A 16532-nucleotide genomic window follows, 5' to 3' on the forward strand; every position below is an offset into this window, starting at 1 on the left:
TCATCCTTTCGCGAGCGCAAGAAAGTCGTCGATCTGGGTCTCGGTGAGGGACCAGTCGCAGACGCAGCGCATCAGGAGCGGTTCGTCGGGGTCGCCATCCTCCAGGGGGCCTTCGTAGAGGCCGTAGACGGCGCCGCCCGCATGCAGACGCTGATGTGTGGCGCGGGGCAGGCGGGCGAAGATCATGTTGGCTTGCGCCTCGGCGGTGAAGGTGCAATCGGGCAGGGTGCGCAGGCCCGCGACGAGGCGGGCGGCGTTGGCGTTGGCGCGCTGTGCCGATTGCAGCCAGACATCGTCTTGGAGATATCCCAGCATTTGCGCGGCGAGGAAGCGGCCCTTGGACACAAGGTGCCCGCCGCGTTTGCGGCGTCGTTCCAGTTCCCATGCCTTGGCGAGGTCGAACAGGACGACAGCCTCGACATTCAGGCATCCGTTCTTGGAGGCGCCGAAGGAGACGGCGTCGATGCCGGCCTCATGGCTCATCTGGGCGGGCGTGCAGCCGAGGGCGGCGCAGGCATTGGCGAAGCGGGCACCGTCGAGATGTACCGAGAGGCCGTGGGTATGGGCCACGTCGGTGATGCTGCGCAGCTCGTCCAGTGTGTAGAGCTGGCCCATCTCGGTGACCTGCGTGAGGGCCACGGTGCCCGCCTCGGACGCGTGGACGTCGCGGCGAGGCAGGGCGGCGATGGCGGCGGCGAGGTCATCAGCCGTCATCTTGTCCTCGTGCCCCGTCAGGGTCAGACGCGCGCCGCCGGTGTAGAACTCGGGCGCGTGGCATTCGTCGACCAGGATGTGGGCGCGGGGCGTGCAGAAGATGGTCTGCCACGGCTGGGTCAGGGTGGCGAGCGCGAGGACGTTCGCCGCTGTGCCTGTGGCGACGAACTCGACCGCGGCGTCGGGGGCCTCGAAAACCTCGCGCACCTTGTCGCGGGCGGCACCTGTAAGCGTGTCGGCGCCGTAAGGGGTGGCGTGGCCGTCATTCGCCTTTGCCAGCGCCTCCATCACCTGGGGAAGGGCGGGACCGGTGTTGTCGGAGCCTAGTCGCATCCCAGCGGTTCCTCTATCAGGTGCTCTTCCCACTCGTCTTCGGGGATTTCGAACTCGGGCAGGGTGGCGTTCTGCACCGATACGCCGGCGGCGTGCACGCTCTCGGGCGTGCCGGACATGAGCGGGTGCCAGTCGTAAAGCGGCTTGCCGTTCCACAGGAGCTTGTAGGCGCAGGTTTCGGGCAGCCAGTAGAGGCTTTTCTCGATGGTCCTGGGAGAAAGCGAGATGCACTCGGGCACGAACTGGTGCCGGATCTCGTAATTGGCGCAGCGGCAGGTGCTGTCGTCGAAGAGGCGGCAGGCGATGCGGGTGAGGGCGACCTCGCCGGTGTCCTCGTCCTCAAGCTTGTTGAGGCAGCATTTGCCACAGCCATCGCAGAGCGCCTCCCACTCTTTCTGGGTCATGCGGTCCAGCGGCACGGTTTCCCAGTAGCGCGGGCGCAGGCCGGAGCGGTCGATGGGGTCGGACGCGTCGGTCATATGGCGGCCAGCACCGCACGGGCGCGGTCGCAGTCGGCGTCCATCTGGGCGATGAAGGCCTCGAGGCTGTCGAAGGTTTCCTCGGGGCGGAGGTACTCGACGAGGGCCACTGACAGGTCGGCGCCGTAGAGGTCGCCGGAGAAATCGAAGAGGAAGGTCTCGATATTGGGGATCTCGCCCTGGAACATCGGGCGTACGCCGAGGGACGCCGCGCCGTGGTAGTGGCCCTTGTGCGGACCGTCGAGCACGTCGACCAGCACGGCGTAGACGCCGAAGCGGGGCGGGTGCAGCCCTTCGATGGACATGTTGGCGGTGGGATAGCCCAAGTCGCGGCCGCGTTGTTCGCCGCCGATGACCGGCCCGTCGATGCGGTGCCAGTGGCCCAGCATGGCGGCGGCGTCGCGGGGGCGGCCTTCGGAGAGGGCGTCGCGGATGGCGGTGGAGGAGACCTGGCCGTCATCGCCCTCCAGAAGCGTGGCGATGGTGACGTCGAAGCCCATTTCGGCCCCGAAGCGCTGAAGATCGGCGGCATTGCCGGCGCGGCCCTTGCCGAAACAGAAGTCGGCGCCGACGACCACGTGGGTCAGGCCAAGGCCGTCGGCGATGACGTTGCGCGCGAACTCTTCGGGTGTGAGGCTGGCGAGGGCGGCGTTGAAGTTGAGCTCGTAGAGCCGTTCGACGCCCAGCTTGGCCAGGCGGTTGGCGCGGGCCTCGTGGCCCATCAGGCGGAAGGGGGGCGCGTCGGGGGCGAAATATTCGCGCGGGTGCGGCTCGAACGTCAGCACACCAAGGGGGCCGTCGCCCTTGCGGGCGAGGTCGATCACCGACTGGTGGCCCAGATGCACACCGTCGAAGTTTCCGATGGCGACGGAGGCGCCCCGGTCCTGGGGATCAATGAAGGTGTAATCGCGGATGATGCGCATGGCGCAGGGGTAGCGATATGCGCAGGGGTGATCAAGAGGCGGTGCCGCGCATGGCGTGTTGGAAGAAACGTAAATGGTCCTGATGCGTTCTGCGGTAGGCAACGCAATGATTGGAGATGAGAGAATGGCCGATAAACCCGTTCTGTACGGATTTGACGGATCGACCTATGTGCGCACGGTTCGCATGTTCCTGATGGAAAACGAGATCGACTATGACCAGGTGCACGTCAATGTTCTGGAAGGCGAGCCGAAGCAGCCCGAGCACCTGAAACGGCATCCGTTCGGAAAGGTGCCGGTTATGGATATCGACGACATGCGCCTGCGCGAGGCCGATGCGATCTGCCGCTATATCGACGAGACGGGCAAGGGGCCGAGCCGGGTGCCTGACGACCCAAGGGCGCGGGCGAAGATGAACGAGGCGATCAGCGTCTTCGGCAGCTACGGCTATGACGCCCTGATGAGCGCCGCGGGCTATCACCTGTTTCCCGAGCTTGTCGGCGGCAAGAATGACGATGCCCTGTCGAAGAGCCTTGCCGATTCACAGACGCTGAACGCGCTGCTGATGGACTGGGCCGATCCGTTCATCTGCGGCAAGGAGCCTTCGATGGCGGCTGGCCCCGATGATCCATTACGTATCGCTGACGCCGGAGGCCCACAACATTATCACCGGCAAGCTGGCGCGGTGGTGGGCGCCGATGCAGGAGATCGAGAGTTTCAAGGCGACCGAGCCCGATATGGGCTGATCGCCTTGGGTGCGCGCCTCAGGTCTGGCTGGGGCCGCGCCGTTGCGAAACCGCCTGACGGATGGCGGCCCAATCGGCGGCCTCGGACTTGCGCCCGGCATCTTGAGACTCGCGCATCTTGCGGGCGGCCTCGGCCTCGGCCTTGGGGCCATGGGCGCTGAGCAGGGCGCGGGCATATTCGGCTGTCTGGATTGCATCCATAGGTTGGGTCCTCCCTCTGGTTCTCCACTTACGAAACGCATCATACACGATTCGTGTTCCGGGCGTGTGACGCGGCCAAGAGTGGGTTGCGCGGTCGTGCGCCGATCAGTCGAACTTACCTGTCGGTGCCAGCACGGTGGCTTCGCCCACAAGGACCTTCTTGCCGTCGACGAGGCAACGGGTCTCCAGCGTGACGCGGCGCTTGGCGTAGTCGATGGCGGTCACCTCCACCTCGGCCTCGACCATGTCGCCGGGGCGCACGGGGGCGAGGAATTTCAGGGTCTGGCCCATGTAGACGGTGCCGTGCCCCGGAAGCTGTTCGCCGATCACAGCGGAGATCAGCCCGGCGGTCAGCATCCCGTGGGCGATGCGGCCCTCGAAGATGGTGTCGCGGGCGTAGTCGTCGTCCATGTGCACCGGGTTATGATCGGTCGAGACCTCGGCGAACATGCGGATATCCTCGTCGGTCACCACTTTGCGCAGCGACCGGGTCATTCCCATTTCGATCTCTTCGATCGTGATCGTTCCGCGCGGCATGTTGTCCAACATCAGACCCTCCATTTCCACCTGCGCGCCCATACTGCGCGCAATAAATAACACCTTAACACGGGCAAGGTTGCAACTTTATTACTTTGCAGGCGCAGAAAATCAAGGGTTTTTTTATCAGCGCAGCATGCCGATGGCGTAGGTCGGAGACGACATTTCCGTTTTCAGGTAGGCGTTTAACGCATTTGGATCGGGGTGGTGCGACGTTTTGGTTTCCTTGGCCGCCAGGCCGCCCGTGATGAAGAGAGAATCGATATCTTCGCCCATCGCGCCCTGCACGTCGGTGGCGATGCCGTCGCCGATGGCGAGAATCTTGTCGCTGGACACATCGCGGCCGAGCGCCGAGAGACGGCGGCGGGCGAGGTCATAGATGGGTGGATGCGGCTTGCCGAAATAGAGGCTTTCGCCCCCCATCTCGGTGTAAAGCCGTGCGAGCGCACCCGCGCACCATTCGCGCACGTCGCCGCGGTCGACGATAATGTCGGGGTTGGCACAGAGCAGTTTCAGACCCTTCTGCTTGGCATAGAGGAAATCGGCGCGATTGGTGTCGGGAAGGGCCATCGGATCGTTGGGGCCGCAGCAAACGATACCTTCGGCGTCCTTGAGGTCGACCCGCTCGATCTCGGCGGGGTCGTCGATAATCTCCAACGGCTCGAAAAAACCTGCGTCACGCTCCCATTCGCCCATGAACCATACCTTGTTGCCCACCACGCCGCGGTACATTGCGGCACGGGCACTGTCGCCGGAGGTGGCGATGGCGTCATAGCAGGCGGCGGGGACACCGAAGCTTTCAAGCTGGGACTCGACTCCGGCGCGGGGCTTGGGAGAATTGGTGACCAGCACCACCGTGCCGCCATCGGCGCGGTAGGTCATCAGCGCCTCGACCGCTTCGGGATAGGCGGTGACGCCGTTGTGCACGCACCCCCAGAGATCGACGAAAAGCGCGTCGTAATTGCCGGAGATGTCGGAGAGGGACGTGATGATCTGGGTCACTGGGATACGGGCCTTTCGCGTCGGAGGAGCGTCGAAAGCCGGTATGCCAGCGCGGATGCCGCTTGGCCAGCGGGGTTTCGGCCCCGGGGTGGGGGCCGAAACCGAATTCGCACGCTAGTGCACGGTGACCGGGTCGAGGTCGTTCTGGCGGGCCAGCACGAAAGCCATCTTTCGGTCGGCGACAAGTGCCAAGCGCTCGCCTTCCTCGTTGTGCACGGCATAGAGCGTTTCCAGCTCGCCCACCTGTTCGCGCATGCCCTCGGGCAGATCATCTGCGTTGACCTGGCGGACATAGACGATGGGGCGCTCGGCCCCGTGATCGAATTCGTATTGCGTGTCCATACTGTTTACCCCTTGTTTATCTTGATGGTCTGAACCACCGTTTCTGGTGCGGCGCGCGTGAGGTCCACGTGCAGAAGCCCGTTTTCCATGATCGCCTCGCCCACTTCGACGCCGTCGGCCAGCACGAAGCTGCGCTGGAACTGGCGGGCGGCGATGCCGCGATGCAGGTAGACACGACCGTCCGCATCGTCCCGCTGGCGGCCACGGATCACCAGTTGCCTGTCTTCCAGCGTTATCGACAGGTCCCCATCGGCGAATCCGGCCACGGCCAGCGTGATCCGGTAGGAATTCTCGGAGGTCTGTTCGATATTGAAGGGCGGGTAGCCTTCGTTCCCCGACTTGGCGCTGCGTTCCAGCAGGCGTTCCAGTTGCTCGAAGCCGAGCATGTAGGGGTGCGATCCCATAGATAGCTTTGTCATGGGCGTGTCCTTATCCAGTCAAGCGACAGTCCGTATGTGAAGGCCCCGTTCGCGGCGACCTCTTGGAACTGAATATGGGGCGGCGGGGCGGGGCCTGCAAGGGCTATGCCCACGAGAGCTTTGACGCTATTGTCGGGTTCTTCGGTGGTTTCGGGAGAATCGAGCGCCCATGAACAAGTTCAACGAGCTGTCGATGAAGTCCGACGAGGTGCTGCGGGTGGAACTGGAAGAGTTCCGCCGCCAGCACCGCGACCTAGACGAGGCGATCCGGGCGCTGGAGGAAAAGGGCACCAGCGATCCCCTGACCGTGAAACGCTTCAAGCAGCAGAAACTGCGGCTGAAGGACCGGATCCAGTGGATCGAGGACCGGCTGTTGCCGGATATCATTGCGTAGGCAGCGGCGATGGGTATAGTGCGCGCTCCGTAAAGGAGAGCGAGCGATGGGCAATCCGCAGATCGGTATCATCATGGGCAGCCAGTCGGACTGGGCCACCATGAAGGAGGCCGCGGTCATTCTGGACGAGCTGGGCGTGGCGTACGAGACGAAGATCGTATCGGCGCATCGCACGCCGGACCGGCTGTGGGACTATGGCAAGAGCGCCGTGGACCGGGGCCTGAAGGCGATCATAGCGGGGGCGGGTGGCGCGGCGCACCTGCCGGGAATGATGGCCAGCAAGACGCGCGTGCCCGTGATCGGCGTGCCGGTGCAGACCAGGGCGCTGAGCGGTGTCGACAGCCTGTATTCCATCGTGCAGATGCCCAAGGGGTTCCCGGTGGCCACCATGGCGATCGGCGCGGCGGGGGCGGCGAATGCGGGCCTGATGGCCGCGGCGATCCTGGCGAATGAAGATATCGCGCTGGCCGAGCGTCTGGACAAGTGGCGCGATGCGCTGTCGGCCTCGATCCCCGAGGAGCCCAGCGATGACTGAGCCTTTGCCACAGGGGGCGGTGATCGGTATCCTGGGGGGCGGACAGCTGGGACGGATGCTGTCGGTCGCGGCCAGCCGGCTGGGGTTCAAGACGTGCATTTTCGAGCCCGGCGGCGATTGCCCGGCGAGCCATGTGTCGAACTTTCATTTGCAGAAATCCTATGACGACGAGGATGCGCTGCGGCAGTTCGCCGGGGCGGTGGACGTGGTGACCTACGAGTTTGAGAATATCCCCACCTCGGCGCTGGACGTGCTGGAAGCCGCCCGCCCGATCCGCCCGGGGCGCGAGGCGCTGCGGGTGAGCCAGGACCGGCTGACCGAGAAGGACTTTCTGACCGGGCTGGGTTTGAAGACCGCGCCCTATGCCGACATCACCGATCTTGCGAGCCTGAAGGCTGCGCTGGAGGATATGGGCACGCCCGCGATTCTGAAAACGCGGCGGTTCGGCTATGACGGCAAGGGGCAGGTTCGCATCAATGACGTGTCCGAGGCCGAGGCGGCGCTGAACGAGATGAACGGCGCGCCCGCGATCCTGGAAGGGTTCGTCGAGTTCAGCCACGAGGTCTCGGTGATCGGGGCACGGGGCGTGGACGGACAGGTGGCCTGCTTCGATCCGGGCGAGAACGTGCATCGTGACGGGATCTTGCACACCACCTCGGTGCCGGCCAACCTGAGCACGGTGCAGCGCACCGATGCGGTGTTGCTGACGGGGCGGATCCTGAACGAGTTGGACTATGTTGGCGTCATCGGCGTGGAGCTGTTCGTGACGCCTCGGGGCCTGATCGTGAACGAGATCGCGCCGCGGGTGCATAACTCTGGCCACTGGACGCAGCAGGGCTGTGCGGTGGACCAGTTCGAGCAGCATATCCGCGCGGTGGCCGGGTGGCCGCTGGGCGACGGGTCGCGTTATGCGGACGTGGTGATGGAGAACCTCATTGGCGATGACATGGACCGTGTTCCGGCGATTGCCGGGGAGCCCGGGGCGAGCCTGCATCTTTACGGTAAGGCCGAGGCCAAGCCGGGGCGCAAGATGGGGCATGTGAACCGGGTCGCGCGGTCGGGCTAGCCAACGAAGCGGGCGGCGACCTCGCCCTTCATGTAGGTGATTTGACCGGCCGAGACCGTGGCGCAGACGTCGCGTGTCTTTGCGTCGAGGATGACGAGGTCGGCGCGTTGACCGGGGGTGAGCGTGCCGCGATCTAAAAGACCAAGAAGCTGTGCCGGGCCCGACGAGATCATTCCCCAGGCGGCGGCGAACTCCATCAGCCCGCCATCGGCCAGAAGGAAGGCGGCGCGGCGCATGGACGGGTAATGGTAGTCCGAGGCAAGCGCGTCGCAGAGGCCCATGGCGATGAGGTCGAGCGCGCTGGCATTGCCCTTGTGCGAGCCGCCGCGCACCACGTTGGGCGCGCCCAGCACGATGGGGGCGCCGCTGGAACGGGCGGCCTCGGCCGCCTCGGCGGTTTCGGGAAACTCGGCGATGTGGACGCCGCGAGCGTCCCACGCGGCGCGCTGGGCGGCGGTGGTGTCGTCGTGACTGCCAAGGCGCACGGGCAGGTCCGAGAGCCGGGCGCAGAGGGCGTCGAGGGCGGCGGGAACATGCTTCATCCCGGCGTGCAGCGCGTGAATGTCTTCGAGATGCCTGTCGGGATTCTTGCCGATCCTGAGGGATTTGCCCACGTGGCCGGGGGGCGTCTTGCCCTTTGCCAGCAGGTCATGCGGCAGGTGGTCGTTGAACACCAGGTAGGGGATGGCGTAGCGCATGATCCAATCCTCTATCGTGGCGTAGTCGTCCAGCATCGAGATCTCGAAGCGCAGCTGTACGCGCAGGTCGGTGCCGACGCGGGGGCGGATATCGTCAAGGCTTTCCAGCACGCGCCGGGCGAAATCCGGCCCGCGCATTCCGCCTTCCCAGCTGTAGAACTGGGCCAGCGTGGCGGTGGTAATGCCGTTGGCGGCAAGCTCGGCCTCGGCCACCATCAGTCCCTGGTCGAGGTCTTTCATGGCGCCGCGCCGGGGGGCGAGGTGTTTTTCGAAAGCGTCGCCATGGGCATCGACCAGCCCGGGCAGGATGACATAGCCCGAGAGGTCAACCTCGCGCGCTGACGTCTCATCGGTGATCGCACCGTCCGACAGGCAGAGCGGGGTGTCTTCGAGGCCCGAGGGCGTCAGCACCTCGGCCCCGGTCAGGCGCAGTGACAGGCTCATTCCGTGAGGCCCATCAGCATGTCGGTGATGTTCATGTCGTGATCGAAGGCGCCGGTCCGCAGAAAGGCCAGCACCTGGGCCATGACATAGGGGTTGTTCATCATGAAGGTGTGGCTGACGGGCAGTTCGATATGGTCGGCCATCCCCTCGACCCTGGTGGACTCGACCGAGACCTTGCCGTCATCGGCGCCCTCGATCAGCGTCGAGTAATACGGGTTGAGCGAGCGGGTGCCGGCAATGATGCCAAGCTCGAAATCCACGTCGGGCAGTCCGCTTGCGAAACCGCCGTCGCCGGTTTCGAGTTGCAGGCCGGCGGGACCGTGGAGCCATTCGAAAAGCTCAAGCCCGCCGAGCTGATCCACCAGTTCCGAGCCGTGGTTTGGCGGTCCGAGCATCACGACGCGGCCCATGTCAGCGGGGCGGTTGTCGCGCAGCCAGTGGCGCAGCAGGATCCCGCCCATGGAATGAGTGACGAAGTGAACCTTGTCGTCCCTGCAAACGCGCACGGCTTGCGGCAGGGTTTCCTCGGCCAGTTTGGCGATGTCGAGTTCGGTCGAGGGATAGTCGGTGCGGAAGGTGGTGTAGCCCTCGTTTTTCAGCACTTCCTCCATCACGATGAAGGAGGTCTCGGTCCGCGCCAGACCGTGCAGCAGCACCACGCAATCGGCCAGGGCCGGGGCGGGCAGAACCAGGGCAAGGGCTGTGAGCGCGGCTTTCATGACCTGTCAGATAGGCAATAATGCGGCGTGCGAACAGTCCCCGCGGTCAGGAAGTGCGGCGCCGCGGCATGGAAAGCGCAACGCCGCCCAGAACGAGGGCGGAGGAGAGCACGATCTGCAGGGTGAGGAATTCGCCCAATAGGAGGATGCCGCCCAGCAGCGCGATGATGGGCACGGTGAGCTGTGCAACGGCCGCGACGGAGGCGGCGAGCGAGGGCAGGACGGTGTACCAGAGCGCGTAGCCCAGCCCGGAGGTGACGGCGCCGGTGACGATGGCGAGGAAGATACCGTAGCCGGTGAGGGGGGCGGCGTCGGTCGCGGCGGGCAGGGCCAGCCACGCCAGCAGGCCGAACGGCGAGGCGAGAGTGAAATTGGCGGCGGTGGCCTGGAGCGCGTCCCTGGATTTGCGGCCTGCGAGAGAATAGATGCCCCAGCCGATTCCCGCGAGCGCCATGAGGGCCCCGTGCAACGGGCCGACCGGCGTGCCGGCGCCGGGCCACATGAGCCAGGCGAGACCCGAAAGCGCCAGTGCCGCCCCGATCCAGCGGCGGGCCGGCAGGGGCTCGCGCGTCATGAACGCGGCGGCGAACATGGTGATCTGGACCATGCCGAAGAGAATGAGCGCGCCGAGCCCGGCGTCGAGCGCGGTATAGGCCAATGAGAAGCCATACATGTAGACCAGAAGCGACAACACGCCCGAGACCCGCGCGGGCCCGCCGAGGCGCAGCCCGCCGCGCAGGACGATGCAGAGGCCGGCCAGCATCGCCGCCCCCGCCACCAGCCGGATTGCGCCGAAGGGGACGGCGTCGATATGGCCGCCCGCCAAGGCGAGGCGGTTGAGGATGGAGTTGGCGGCGAAGGCCACCATCGTCACGGCGGTGAGCAGGAAGAGGCGCATGGGTCATGCGTAGCGCGCGGCGTGGCGGAAGGGAACGCATTTTGGCAGAGGCGGAAATTTGAAAAATTTCCGGGCAATTTTCTTTTCAAGAAAATTTCCGCGCCCGCGATCAGGTGAGGTTCTCGAAGCCGGGCGTGTTCGCGTCCTCGGGGTGCTTGGCGAGGTGCTTGCGCTTGATCGTCTCGGAGGTGTCGCGGCTGCCGTCATGGCTCCACCCCGGGGGCTGGATGCAGTAATTCAGCCGGTCGCGCCAGGTGAGACCCGGCTGGATCACGTCGCGGAAGATGCCGACCCATTCGTGGAAGGCCACGCGGATCGGATTGAAGGTGCCGAGGTTGCGCACGAGACCGTAGTCGACTTTCTCGCTGTCCTGTTCGGGCACGAAGGTGCCGAACATCTTGTCCCAGATGATGAAGACGCCCGCATAGTTGGCATCGAGATAGCGTGCGTTGCGGCCGTGGTGGACGCGGTGATGCGAGGGCGTGTTCATCACCGCCTCGAACCAGCGGGGCAGGCGGGTGATCGCCTCGGTATGGATCCAGAACTGGTAGATCAGGTTCAGCCCGCCGCAGAAGAGCACCATCGCGGGGTGAAAGCCCAGCAGGATCAGCGGCGCGCGGACCAGCATCATGAAGGTGAACGTGCCGGTCCATGTCTGGCGCAAGGCGGTCGTGAGGTTGTAGTGCTGCGACGAATGGTGATTGACGTGGCTGGCCCAGACCCAGCGGATGCGGTGGCCGAAGCGGTGGACCCAGTAGTAGCGCAGGTCATCGAGCACGAAGCACAGGATCACCACCCAGATCGACGTGCCGAGGTCGAGCGGCGTGATGGCCCAGAGCGCCATGAAGAAGCCGTAGGCGACGAAACCCAGCAGGATGCCGGAGGCGACGTTGCCCGCGCCCATCACCAGAGACGTGAGCGCGTCGTAGGTCTCGTACCGGCCGCCGCGGCGTTTGAGCACGATCCAGGTGAGTTCGATCAGGATGAGGGCGATGAAGACCGGCACGGCGAAGTTCACCACGTCGGGATAGGTCAGTTGATCGGTCATCTGCGGGCTTCCATCAGGCCGGGCCAGTGGCGGGCCTCTTCGGGGTCGAGTGTCAGGGTGATCCGTGGCGCGGTGTAGTCGGGCAGGGTGATCCGCAGGCCCGTTTCGGTCTGCTTGATCTGCGCTCCGTCGAGATACCGCGCCGTGGTGTCGGCGCCCATGGGCCAGACGACGCCGGGGCCTTGCGGAGTTTCCACGAGGGCGGCGTGGCGGTCCTGGCTGAGGATCACGCGGGTCGGTGTATCTTCGGGAAATTCACGCAGCCAGGCGCGGCGGGCGGCGGCCTCGTCCTGGAACGTGGCGGGTTTCGAGAGGCCAAGCAGGTGCAAAAGCACCGCAATGCCTGCGATGCCGAGCACGACCATCGGTAACAAGATGCTGAGCGGCATGTCCTCTTCCCTCGGGTCGCATTTAGCCAAGGAAGAGGCTCCGCGATCAAGGGTGACGTTACGACGCCGCGGCGCCCGCGCGGTCGAGCGCCTGTTCGAGGTCGGCGATGAGGTCGCCCGCGTCCTCGATCCCGATAGACAGGCGCAGCAGGCGCGGATGGACCGGGAAGCCCTCGCCCGAGACGGTCTTGCGGTGCTCGATCAGGCTTTCGACGCCGCCCAGAGACGTGGCGGGATAGAAGACCTCGCAATAGCGGCTGACGTCGATCGCGGTCTGCTCGGAGCCCTTGACGAGGATCGAGAGCATCCCGCCGTAATGACCGCCGGTCTGGCGCTTGGCGATCTCGTGGTCGGGATGCGAGGGCAGGCCGGGATACATCACCGCCTCGATGCCGGGGTGGCCTTCGAAATGCCGGGCGACGGCCAAGGCGTTCTCGGTCGCGCGCTCATAGCGCAGCATCAGGGTGCGCATCCCGCGGATCAGCAGGAAGGCGTCGAAGGAGTGCAGGACCGTGCCCTGGATCATGCGGGTGTGGAAGATTTCCTCCCAATATGCGCCGGTTTCGCGCACCGAGAGCACGCCGGCGGTCACGTCGGAATGGCCGTTGAGATACTTGGTGGCGGAGTGGAACGAAATGTCCGCGCCAAGCTCCAGCGCGCGGGTGGCGCAGGGGGCGTGCCGGTGCAGTCGGTGACCAGTTTCGCCCCGGCGGCATGGGCGATCTCGGCGGCGGCGGCAATGTCTGTCGTGTCCCAGTTGGGGTTGTTGGGACTTTCGACCCAGACGAGCGCGGTATCGCCTTTGACCGTCGCGGCCTTCATCGCGTCGAGATCGCCGGCGGGATAGTAGCTGACCCGCAGGCGGTTCTTGGCCTGATAGGTTTTGAACTGGCTAAGGACGCCGTGATACATCACCTCGGGCACCACGACGTGCGCGTCGGCGGGCAGGTGTTCGATCACGGCGGTGGCCGCGCCCATGCCCGACGAGAACAGCAGGCTTTCCGCGGCGCCTTCGAGGTCGGCGATGATCGCTTCGGCCTGTTCGGTCGTCACGTTGCTGTCGCGGCGGTACATGTAGCTTTGGCGCAGGGCGTAGTTTTCATCCCGCGCGTAAGTGGCGGCTGTCTGAATCTGAGGCACGATCGCGCCAGTGGCAGGATCGAGAAAGCGCAGGGCCTGGGCCAGCTTGGTGGCCGGCGAGAGCGGGCGGTTTGGGCGGTGGGCCATGGGGCAGTTCCTTTCAGCGTCGGGGCCGACCGTAGGCATTCCGTCGGCGATGGCAAGCGGGGTCAGAGCGGGCGCGCGGGCGGCGTGGTGGGGGATTTTAGCCGCGCCTCGCGCCAGGCAAGGAGGGCGGCGCCGGAGAGGACGGTGAGCGCCCCCAGGATGGAGACCGCATCGGGCAGGACCGAGAATACGGCGGCATCGTAGAGCGCGGCGAAAACCAGCGTGGCATAGAAGAATGGGGCCACGAAACTGGCATCGGCGCGGGCCAGCGCGTTGACGAAGCAGGTTTGCGCGGTCGCCATCAAGAGGCCGATCCCGGCCAGCGCCGCCCATTGCGCGGGCGTGGGCGCGGTCCAGACGAAAAACGCGGCAGCACTGGCGATCAGGCAGCCGAAGAGGTTGTTGATCAGCAGGATCTGAAGCGGGCGTTCGCGGCCAGAGAGGAACTTGATGGCGATAAGCTCGGCCCCGACGCAGGCGGCTGCGGCCAGCGCCAAAAGCGCACCGGGCTCGATCGTGCTGCCGCCGGGGCGGGTCAGGACGAGCGCGCCCAAAAGGGCGATTGCGGCGGCGGTCCAGCGGACGGGGCCGACCTTTTCGCCAAGGATGGGAATCGCCAGCATCATGCCGAAGACCGGGTTCAGGAAGCTGATCGCGGTGGCGTCGGACAGCGGGATGAAGGCGGCGGCGGCGAACATCAGGGTGACGCCGCCCCAGCCCAAGCCCGAGCGCAGAAGGTGCAGGTGCAGCGCCGGGCGCACGATGCGAAACCGCGTGACGGTGGCGAAGGTAGAGAAGACGATGAGTGCGAAGAGGAACCGGCCCTGGCTGATCTGCAGCGGGTGCAATGCCGGGCCGAGCGCGTCGGTGCCGAGCGCCTTGGCCAGGAGCGTGCAGCCCGCGATGAAGGCGGCGGCGGCAAGGGTCAAAAGCGCAGCGGCGCCGGGGTTCTGGGAGGTCGGTGTCATCGCCTGTCCAGTGGCAGGCCGGCGCGGGAAACTCAAGCGTCATGTGAGCGCCCGAAGAAAACGCTTTGCGCGGGAGACGCAAGCGGCTATGTCAGCGCCCATGATCGAACGCCACACATATATTCAGAGCCGACGCCGCCGCACCTGCGCCTGACGTCCGCTTCGCCTGTTCGATCCCCGGTGCCGGAGTGCACCAAACCCTTTCCACCATTGACGAACGCCCTGCCTTACGGCACTCAAAGGGCTTCCATACTTGAGGATACCCAACATGATCCCGTCCGTTCTGCCGACCTATAACCGTGCACCGCTCAGCTTTGTCAAAGGCGAGGGCGCCTGGTTGATCGAGGCGGATGGTCGACGCTTTCTCGACCTTGGCGCGGGCATCGCGGTGAACGCGCTGGGCCATGCGCACCCTGCGCTGGTGGCGGCGCTGACCGAGCAGGCGGGGGCGCTGTGGCATACCTCGAACCTCTACCGGATCCCGAAGCAGCAGGAACTGGCGGACAAGCTGGTGGCCGAGACCTTTGCGGACACGGCATTCTTCTGCAACTCGGGCACCGAGGCCTGCGAGCTGGCGGTGAAGATGTGCCGCAAGTATTTCCATGACAAGGGCCAGCCGGACCGGACCGATATTATCGCTTTCCACGGCTCTTTCCATGGCCGGTCGAGCGCGGGGATTGCCGCTGCCGGGTCGGAGAAGATGACCAAGGGGTTCGGGCCGCTCTTGCCGGGATTCAAGCATGTGCCGTTTGGCGATCATGACGCGCTGCACGCCGCCATCGACGAGAATACGGCGGCGATCCTGCTGGAGCCCGTGCTGGGCGAGGGCGGGATCAAGCCGGTGCCGGACCGGTGCCTGAAAGGGTTGCGCGATCTGTGCGACGAGAAGGGCATCCTGCTGATCTTTGACGAGGTTCAATGCGGAATGGGTCGCACCGGCAAGCTCTTTGCCCACGAATGGGCGGGCGCCAACCCGGATATCATGATGGTCGCCAAGGGCATCGGCGGGGGCTTTCCCCTTGGCGCGGTGCTGGCCACCGAGATTGCGGCCAGCAGGATGACGGCGGGCACGCATGGCTCGACTTATGGCGGCAACCCGCTGGGCTGTGCCGTGGGCTGCGCGGTTATGGATATCATCTCCGACCCCGATTTTCTGGCCGAGGTGAACCGCAAGGCAGGCCTTTTCCGGCAGAAGCTGGAAGGGCTGGTGGCGGCGCACCCGGAGGTGTTCAGGGGCGTGCGCGGCATGGGCCTGATGCTGGGGCTGGAATGCGTGGCGACCAATACAGACGTGGTGGCCGCCGGCTATGAGGCCGAAGTGGCCGTGGTGCCCGCGGCGGAGAACGTGGTGCGGATCCTGCCGCCGCTGACCCTGACGGACGAGGAGATCGGCGAGGCAGTGGCCCGGCTGGACAAAGCGGCGACCGCCGTGAAGACGGCGCTGGCCGAGGCATGAGGAGCGGGACGATGCAGCATTTTCTGGATATTCACACCACCGACGCGGGTGAGTTGCGCGGGATCATCGACGGGGCGCGGCACATGAAAACCTCGCGGGCCGGTCGGCCGCGCGGCGCGGCCGATGACGAGCAGCCGCTGGCGGGCCGGATGGTCGCGCTGATCTTCGAGAAGCCGTCGACACGGACGCGCACCAGTTTCGACGTGGGCGTGCGCCAGATGGGCGGCGAGACGATGGTGCTGTCGGGCGCTGACATGCAGCTTGGACATGGCGAGACCATTGCCGACACGGCGCGGGTGATGAGCCGCTACGTCGACCTGATCATGATCCGGACCTTCGACGAGAGCGTGTTGCAGGAGATGGCCGAATATGCCGACGTGCCGGTGATCAACGGGCTGACCGACCGCACGCATCCCTGCCAGATCATGGCCGACGTGATGACCTACGAGGAGCATCGCGGGCCGATCCGGGGCAAGAAGGTGGTCTGGGCCGGGGATGGCAACAACGTCTGTTCATCCTTCCTGCATGCGGCGGGTCAGTTCGGGTTCGACATGACTTTCACCGGGCCGTCGCAGCTGGACCCCGAGGACGAATTCGTCGGGCTGGCGCGAAAGGCGGGCAGTACGATCACCATCGAGCGTGACGCGGCCAAGGCCGTTGAGGGCGCGGATCTGGTGGTGACCGATACCTGGGTCAGCATGCATGACAGCCAGTCCAGCAAGGAACGCCGCCACAACATGCTGCGCCCCTACCAGGTGAATGCCGAGCTGATGAAGCACGCCAAGCCCGACGCGCTGTTCATGCACTGCCTACCCGCGCATCGCGAGGAAGAGGTGACGAGCCCCGTGATGGACGGGCCGCATTCGGTCGTGTTCGACGAGGCCGAGAACCGCCTGCACGCGCAGAAAGCGATCATGCGCTGGTGTCTGGGCGTCTGAGCCTGACCTGACGGAGCGCGTTGCACGCGCGCAGGTTTGTGCGACGCGGCATTCCGGGC

At 65.6% G+C, this 16532-nt stretch carries 19 protein-coding genes and 1 pseudogene; 6 read left to right on the plus strand and 14 right to left on the minus strand.

The window, feature by feature from the left end; translation table 11 throughout:
• The 3 genes from ACSQ76_RS04615 to ACSQ76_RS04625 are packed head-to-tail and all read right to left on the minus strand — an operon-like array spanning nt 1 to nt 2449.
• Nucleotides 1-1047, minus strand: coding sequence for a threonine aldolase family protein (locus ACSQ76_RS04615; protein WP_437155634.1), 1047 nt, complete (start codon nt 1045-1047; stop codon nt 1-3).
• Complete coding sequence (locus ACSQ76_RS04620) at nt 1038-1526, minus strand: YcgN family cysteine cluster protein (RefSeq protein WP_437155635.1); 489 nt, start codon at nt 1524-1526, stop codon at nt 1038-1040. The genes ACSQ76_RS04615 and ACSQ76_RS04620 overlap by 10 nt, the downstream gene beginning before the upstream one ends.
• The gene (locus ACSQ76_RS04625; protein WP_437155636.1) at nt 1523-2449 is read right to left on the minus strand and encodes a bifunctional riboflavin kinase/FAD synthetase; all 927 of its coding nucleotides are present in this window, start codon (nt 2447-2449) and stop codon (nt 1523-1525) included. The genes ACSQ76_RS04620 and ACSQ76_RS04625 overlap by 4 nt, the downstream gene beginning before the upstream one ends.
• Before the next feature lie 124 nt (nt 2450-2573).
• On the opposite strand from ACSQ76_RS04625, the gene ACSQ76_RS04630 reads away from it, so the two are divergent.
• Nucleotides 2574-3353: a glutathione S-transferase family protein gene (locus tag ACSQ76_RS04630; RefSeq protein ID WP_437155637.1), complete on the plus strand. Its 780-nt coding sequence runs from the start codon at nt 2574-2576 to the stop codon at nt 3351-3353.
• Between the two features lie 145 nt (nt 3354-3498).
• Here ACSQ76_RS04630 and ACSQ76_RS04635 read toward each other — a convergent pair whose 3' ends face one another.
• The 4 genes from ACSQ76_RS04635 to ACSQ76_RS04650 all read right to left on the minus strand — a co-directional run bounded on the left by ACSQ76_RS04635 (nt 3499) and on the right by ACSQ76_RS04650 (nt 5693).
• The gene (locus ACSQ76_RS04635) at nt 3499-3942 is read right to left on the minus strand and encodes a MaoC family dehydratase (protein WP_306128204.1); all 444 of its coding nucleotides are present in this window, start codon (nt 3940-3942) and stop codon (nt 3499-3501) included.
• Between the two features lie 114 nt (nt 3943-4056).
• Nucleotides 4057-4932, minus strand: a complete 876-nt coding sequence (locus ACSQ76_RS04640; RefSeq protein ID WP_437155638.1) for a TIGR01459 family HAD-type hydrolase — start codon at nt 4930-4932, stop codon at nt 4057-4059.
• A 114-nt stretch (nt 4933-5046) separates the two neighbouring features.
• On the minus strand, nt 5047-5274 hold the full coding sequence (locus tag ACSQ76_RS04645) for a DUF1150 family protein (RefSeq protein ID WP_437155639.1): 228 nt from the start codon (nt 5272-5274) through the stop codon (nt 5047-5049).
• 5 nt (nt 5275-5279) lie between these two features.
• Nucleotides 5280-5693: an Hsp20 family protein gene (locus ACSQ76_RS04650; RefSeq protein ID WP_306128201.1), complete on the minus strand. Its 414-nt coding sequence runs from the start codon at nt 5691-5693 to the stop codon at nt 5280-5282.
• Between the two features lie 169 nt (nt 5694-5862).
• On the opposite strand from ACSQ76_RS04650, the gene ACSQ76_RS04655 reads away from it, so the two are divergent.
• Genes ACSQ76_RS04655 through ACSQ76_RS04665 form a run of 3 tightly spaced genes read left to right on the plus strand, consistent with a single transcriptional unit; the run spans nt 5863 to nt 7688 of the window.
• Nucleotides 5863-6087 (plus strand): YdcH family protein, encoded by a 225-nt coding sequence (locus tag ACSQ76_RS04655; RefSeq protein WP_152491240.1) that lies wholly within the window; start codon nt 5863-5865, stop codon nt 6085-6087.
• Between the two features lie 46 nt (nt 6088-6133).
• Nucleotides 6134-6622, plus strand: coding sequence for a 5-(carboxyamino)imidazole ribonucleotide mutase (gene purE, locus ACSQ76_RS04660; RefSeq protein ID WP_306128200.1), 489 nt, complete (start codon nt 6134-6136; stop codon nt 6620-6622).
• Complete coding sequence (locus tag ACSQ76_RS04665) at nt 6615-7688, plus strand: 5-(carboxyamino)imidazole ribonucleotide synthase (RefSeq protein WP_437155640.1); 1074 nt, start codon at nt 6615-6617, stop codon at nt 7686-7688. Before purE ends, ACSQ76_RS04665 begins: the two co-directional genes overlap by 8 nt.
• Here the strand turns inward: ACSQ76_RS04665 and ACSQ76_RS04670 are convergent.
• The 7 genes and pseudogenes from ACSQ76_RS04670 to ACSQ76_RS04700 all read right to left on the minus strand — a co-directional run bounded on the left by ACSQ76_RS04670 (nt 7685) and on the right by ACSQ76_RS04700 (nt 14079).
• Entirely contained in the window at nt 7685-8830 is a 1146-nt protein-coding gene (locus ACSQ76_RS04670; protein WP_437155641.1) for an alpha-D-ribose 1-methylphosphonate 5-triphosphate diphosphatase, read from the minus strand. The genes ACSQ76_RS04665 and ACSQ76_RS04670 overlap by 4 nt on opposite strands.
• Nucleotides 8827-9549 carry an esterase/lipase family protein gene (locus ACSQ76_RS04675; protein WP_437155642.1) on the minus strand — a complete coding sequence of 241 codons (723 nt, stop codon included), beginning with the start codon at nt 9547-9549 and terminating at the stop codon, nt 8827-8829. The genes ACSQ76_RS04670 and ACSQ76_RS04675 overlap by 4 nt, the downstream gene beginning before the upstream one ends.
• Before the next feature lie 46 nt (nt 9550-9595).
• On the minus strand, nt 9596-10447 hold the full coding sequence (locus ACSQ76_RS04680) for a DMT family transporter (RefSeq protein WP_437155643.1): 852 nt from the start codon (nt 10445-10447) through the stop codon (nt 9596-9598).
• Nucleotides 10448-10556: 109 nt separating this feature from the next.
• Entirely contained in the window at nt 10557-11495 is a 939-nt protein-coding gene (locus tag ACSQ76_RS04685) for a sterol desaturase family protein (protein WP_437155644.1), read from the minus strand.
• On the minus strand, nt 11492-11884 hold the full coding sequence (locus tag ACSQ76_RS04690; RefSeq protein ID WP_306128194.1) for a hypothetical protein: 393 nt from the start codon (nt 11882-11884) through the stop codon (nt 11492-11494). The genes ACSQ76_RS04685 and ACSQ76_RS04690 overlap by 4 nt, the downstream gene beginning before the upstream one ends.
• A gap of 58 nt (nt 11885-11942) precedes the next feature.
• A pseudogene (locus tag ACSQ76_RS04695) lies at nt 11943-13150 on the minus strand (trans-sulfuration enzyme family protein).
• A 23-nt stretch (nt 13151-13173) separates the two neighbouring features.
• On the minus strand, nt 13174-14079 hold the full coding sequence (locus tag ACSQ76_RS04700; RefSeq protein ID WP_437155645.1) for a DMT family transporter: 906 nt from the start codon (nt 14077-14079) through the stop codon (nt 13174-13176).
• A 268-nt stretch (nt 14080-14347) separates the two neighbouring features.
• Between ACSQ76_RS04700 and ACSQ76_RS04705 the strand changes: the two genes are divergently transcribed.
• Together ACSQ76_RS04705 and argF are read left to right on the plus strand one after the other, a co-directional pair.
• Nucleotides 14348-15535 carry an aspartate aminotransferase family protein gene (locus ACSQ76_RS04705; RefSeq protein WP_437155646.1) on the plus strand — a complete coding sequence of 396 codons (1188 nt, stop codon included), beginning with the start codon at nt 14348-14350 and terminating at the stop codon, nt 15533-15535.
• A gap of 11 nt (nt 15536-15546) precedes the next feature.
• Complete coding sequence (gene argF, locus ACSQ76_RS04710) at nt 15547-16473, plus strand: ornithine carbamoyltransferase (protein ID WP_437155647.1); 927 nt, start codon at nt 15547-15549, stop codon at nt 16471-16473.
• Nucleotides 16474-16532 lie beyond the last annotated feature (59 nt).

Source organism: Roseovarius sp. B08 (assembly GCF_051417955.1).
Classification (GTDB): domain Bacteria; phylum Pseudomonadota; class Alphaproteobacteria; order Rhodobacterales; family Rhodobacteraceae; genus Roseovarius.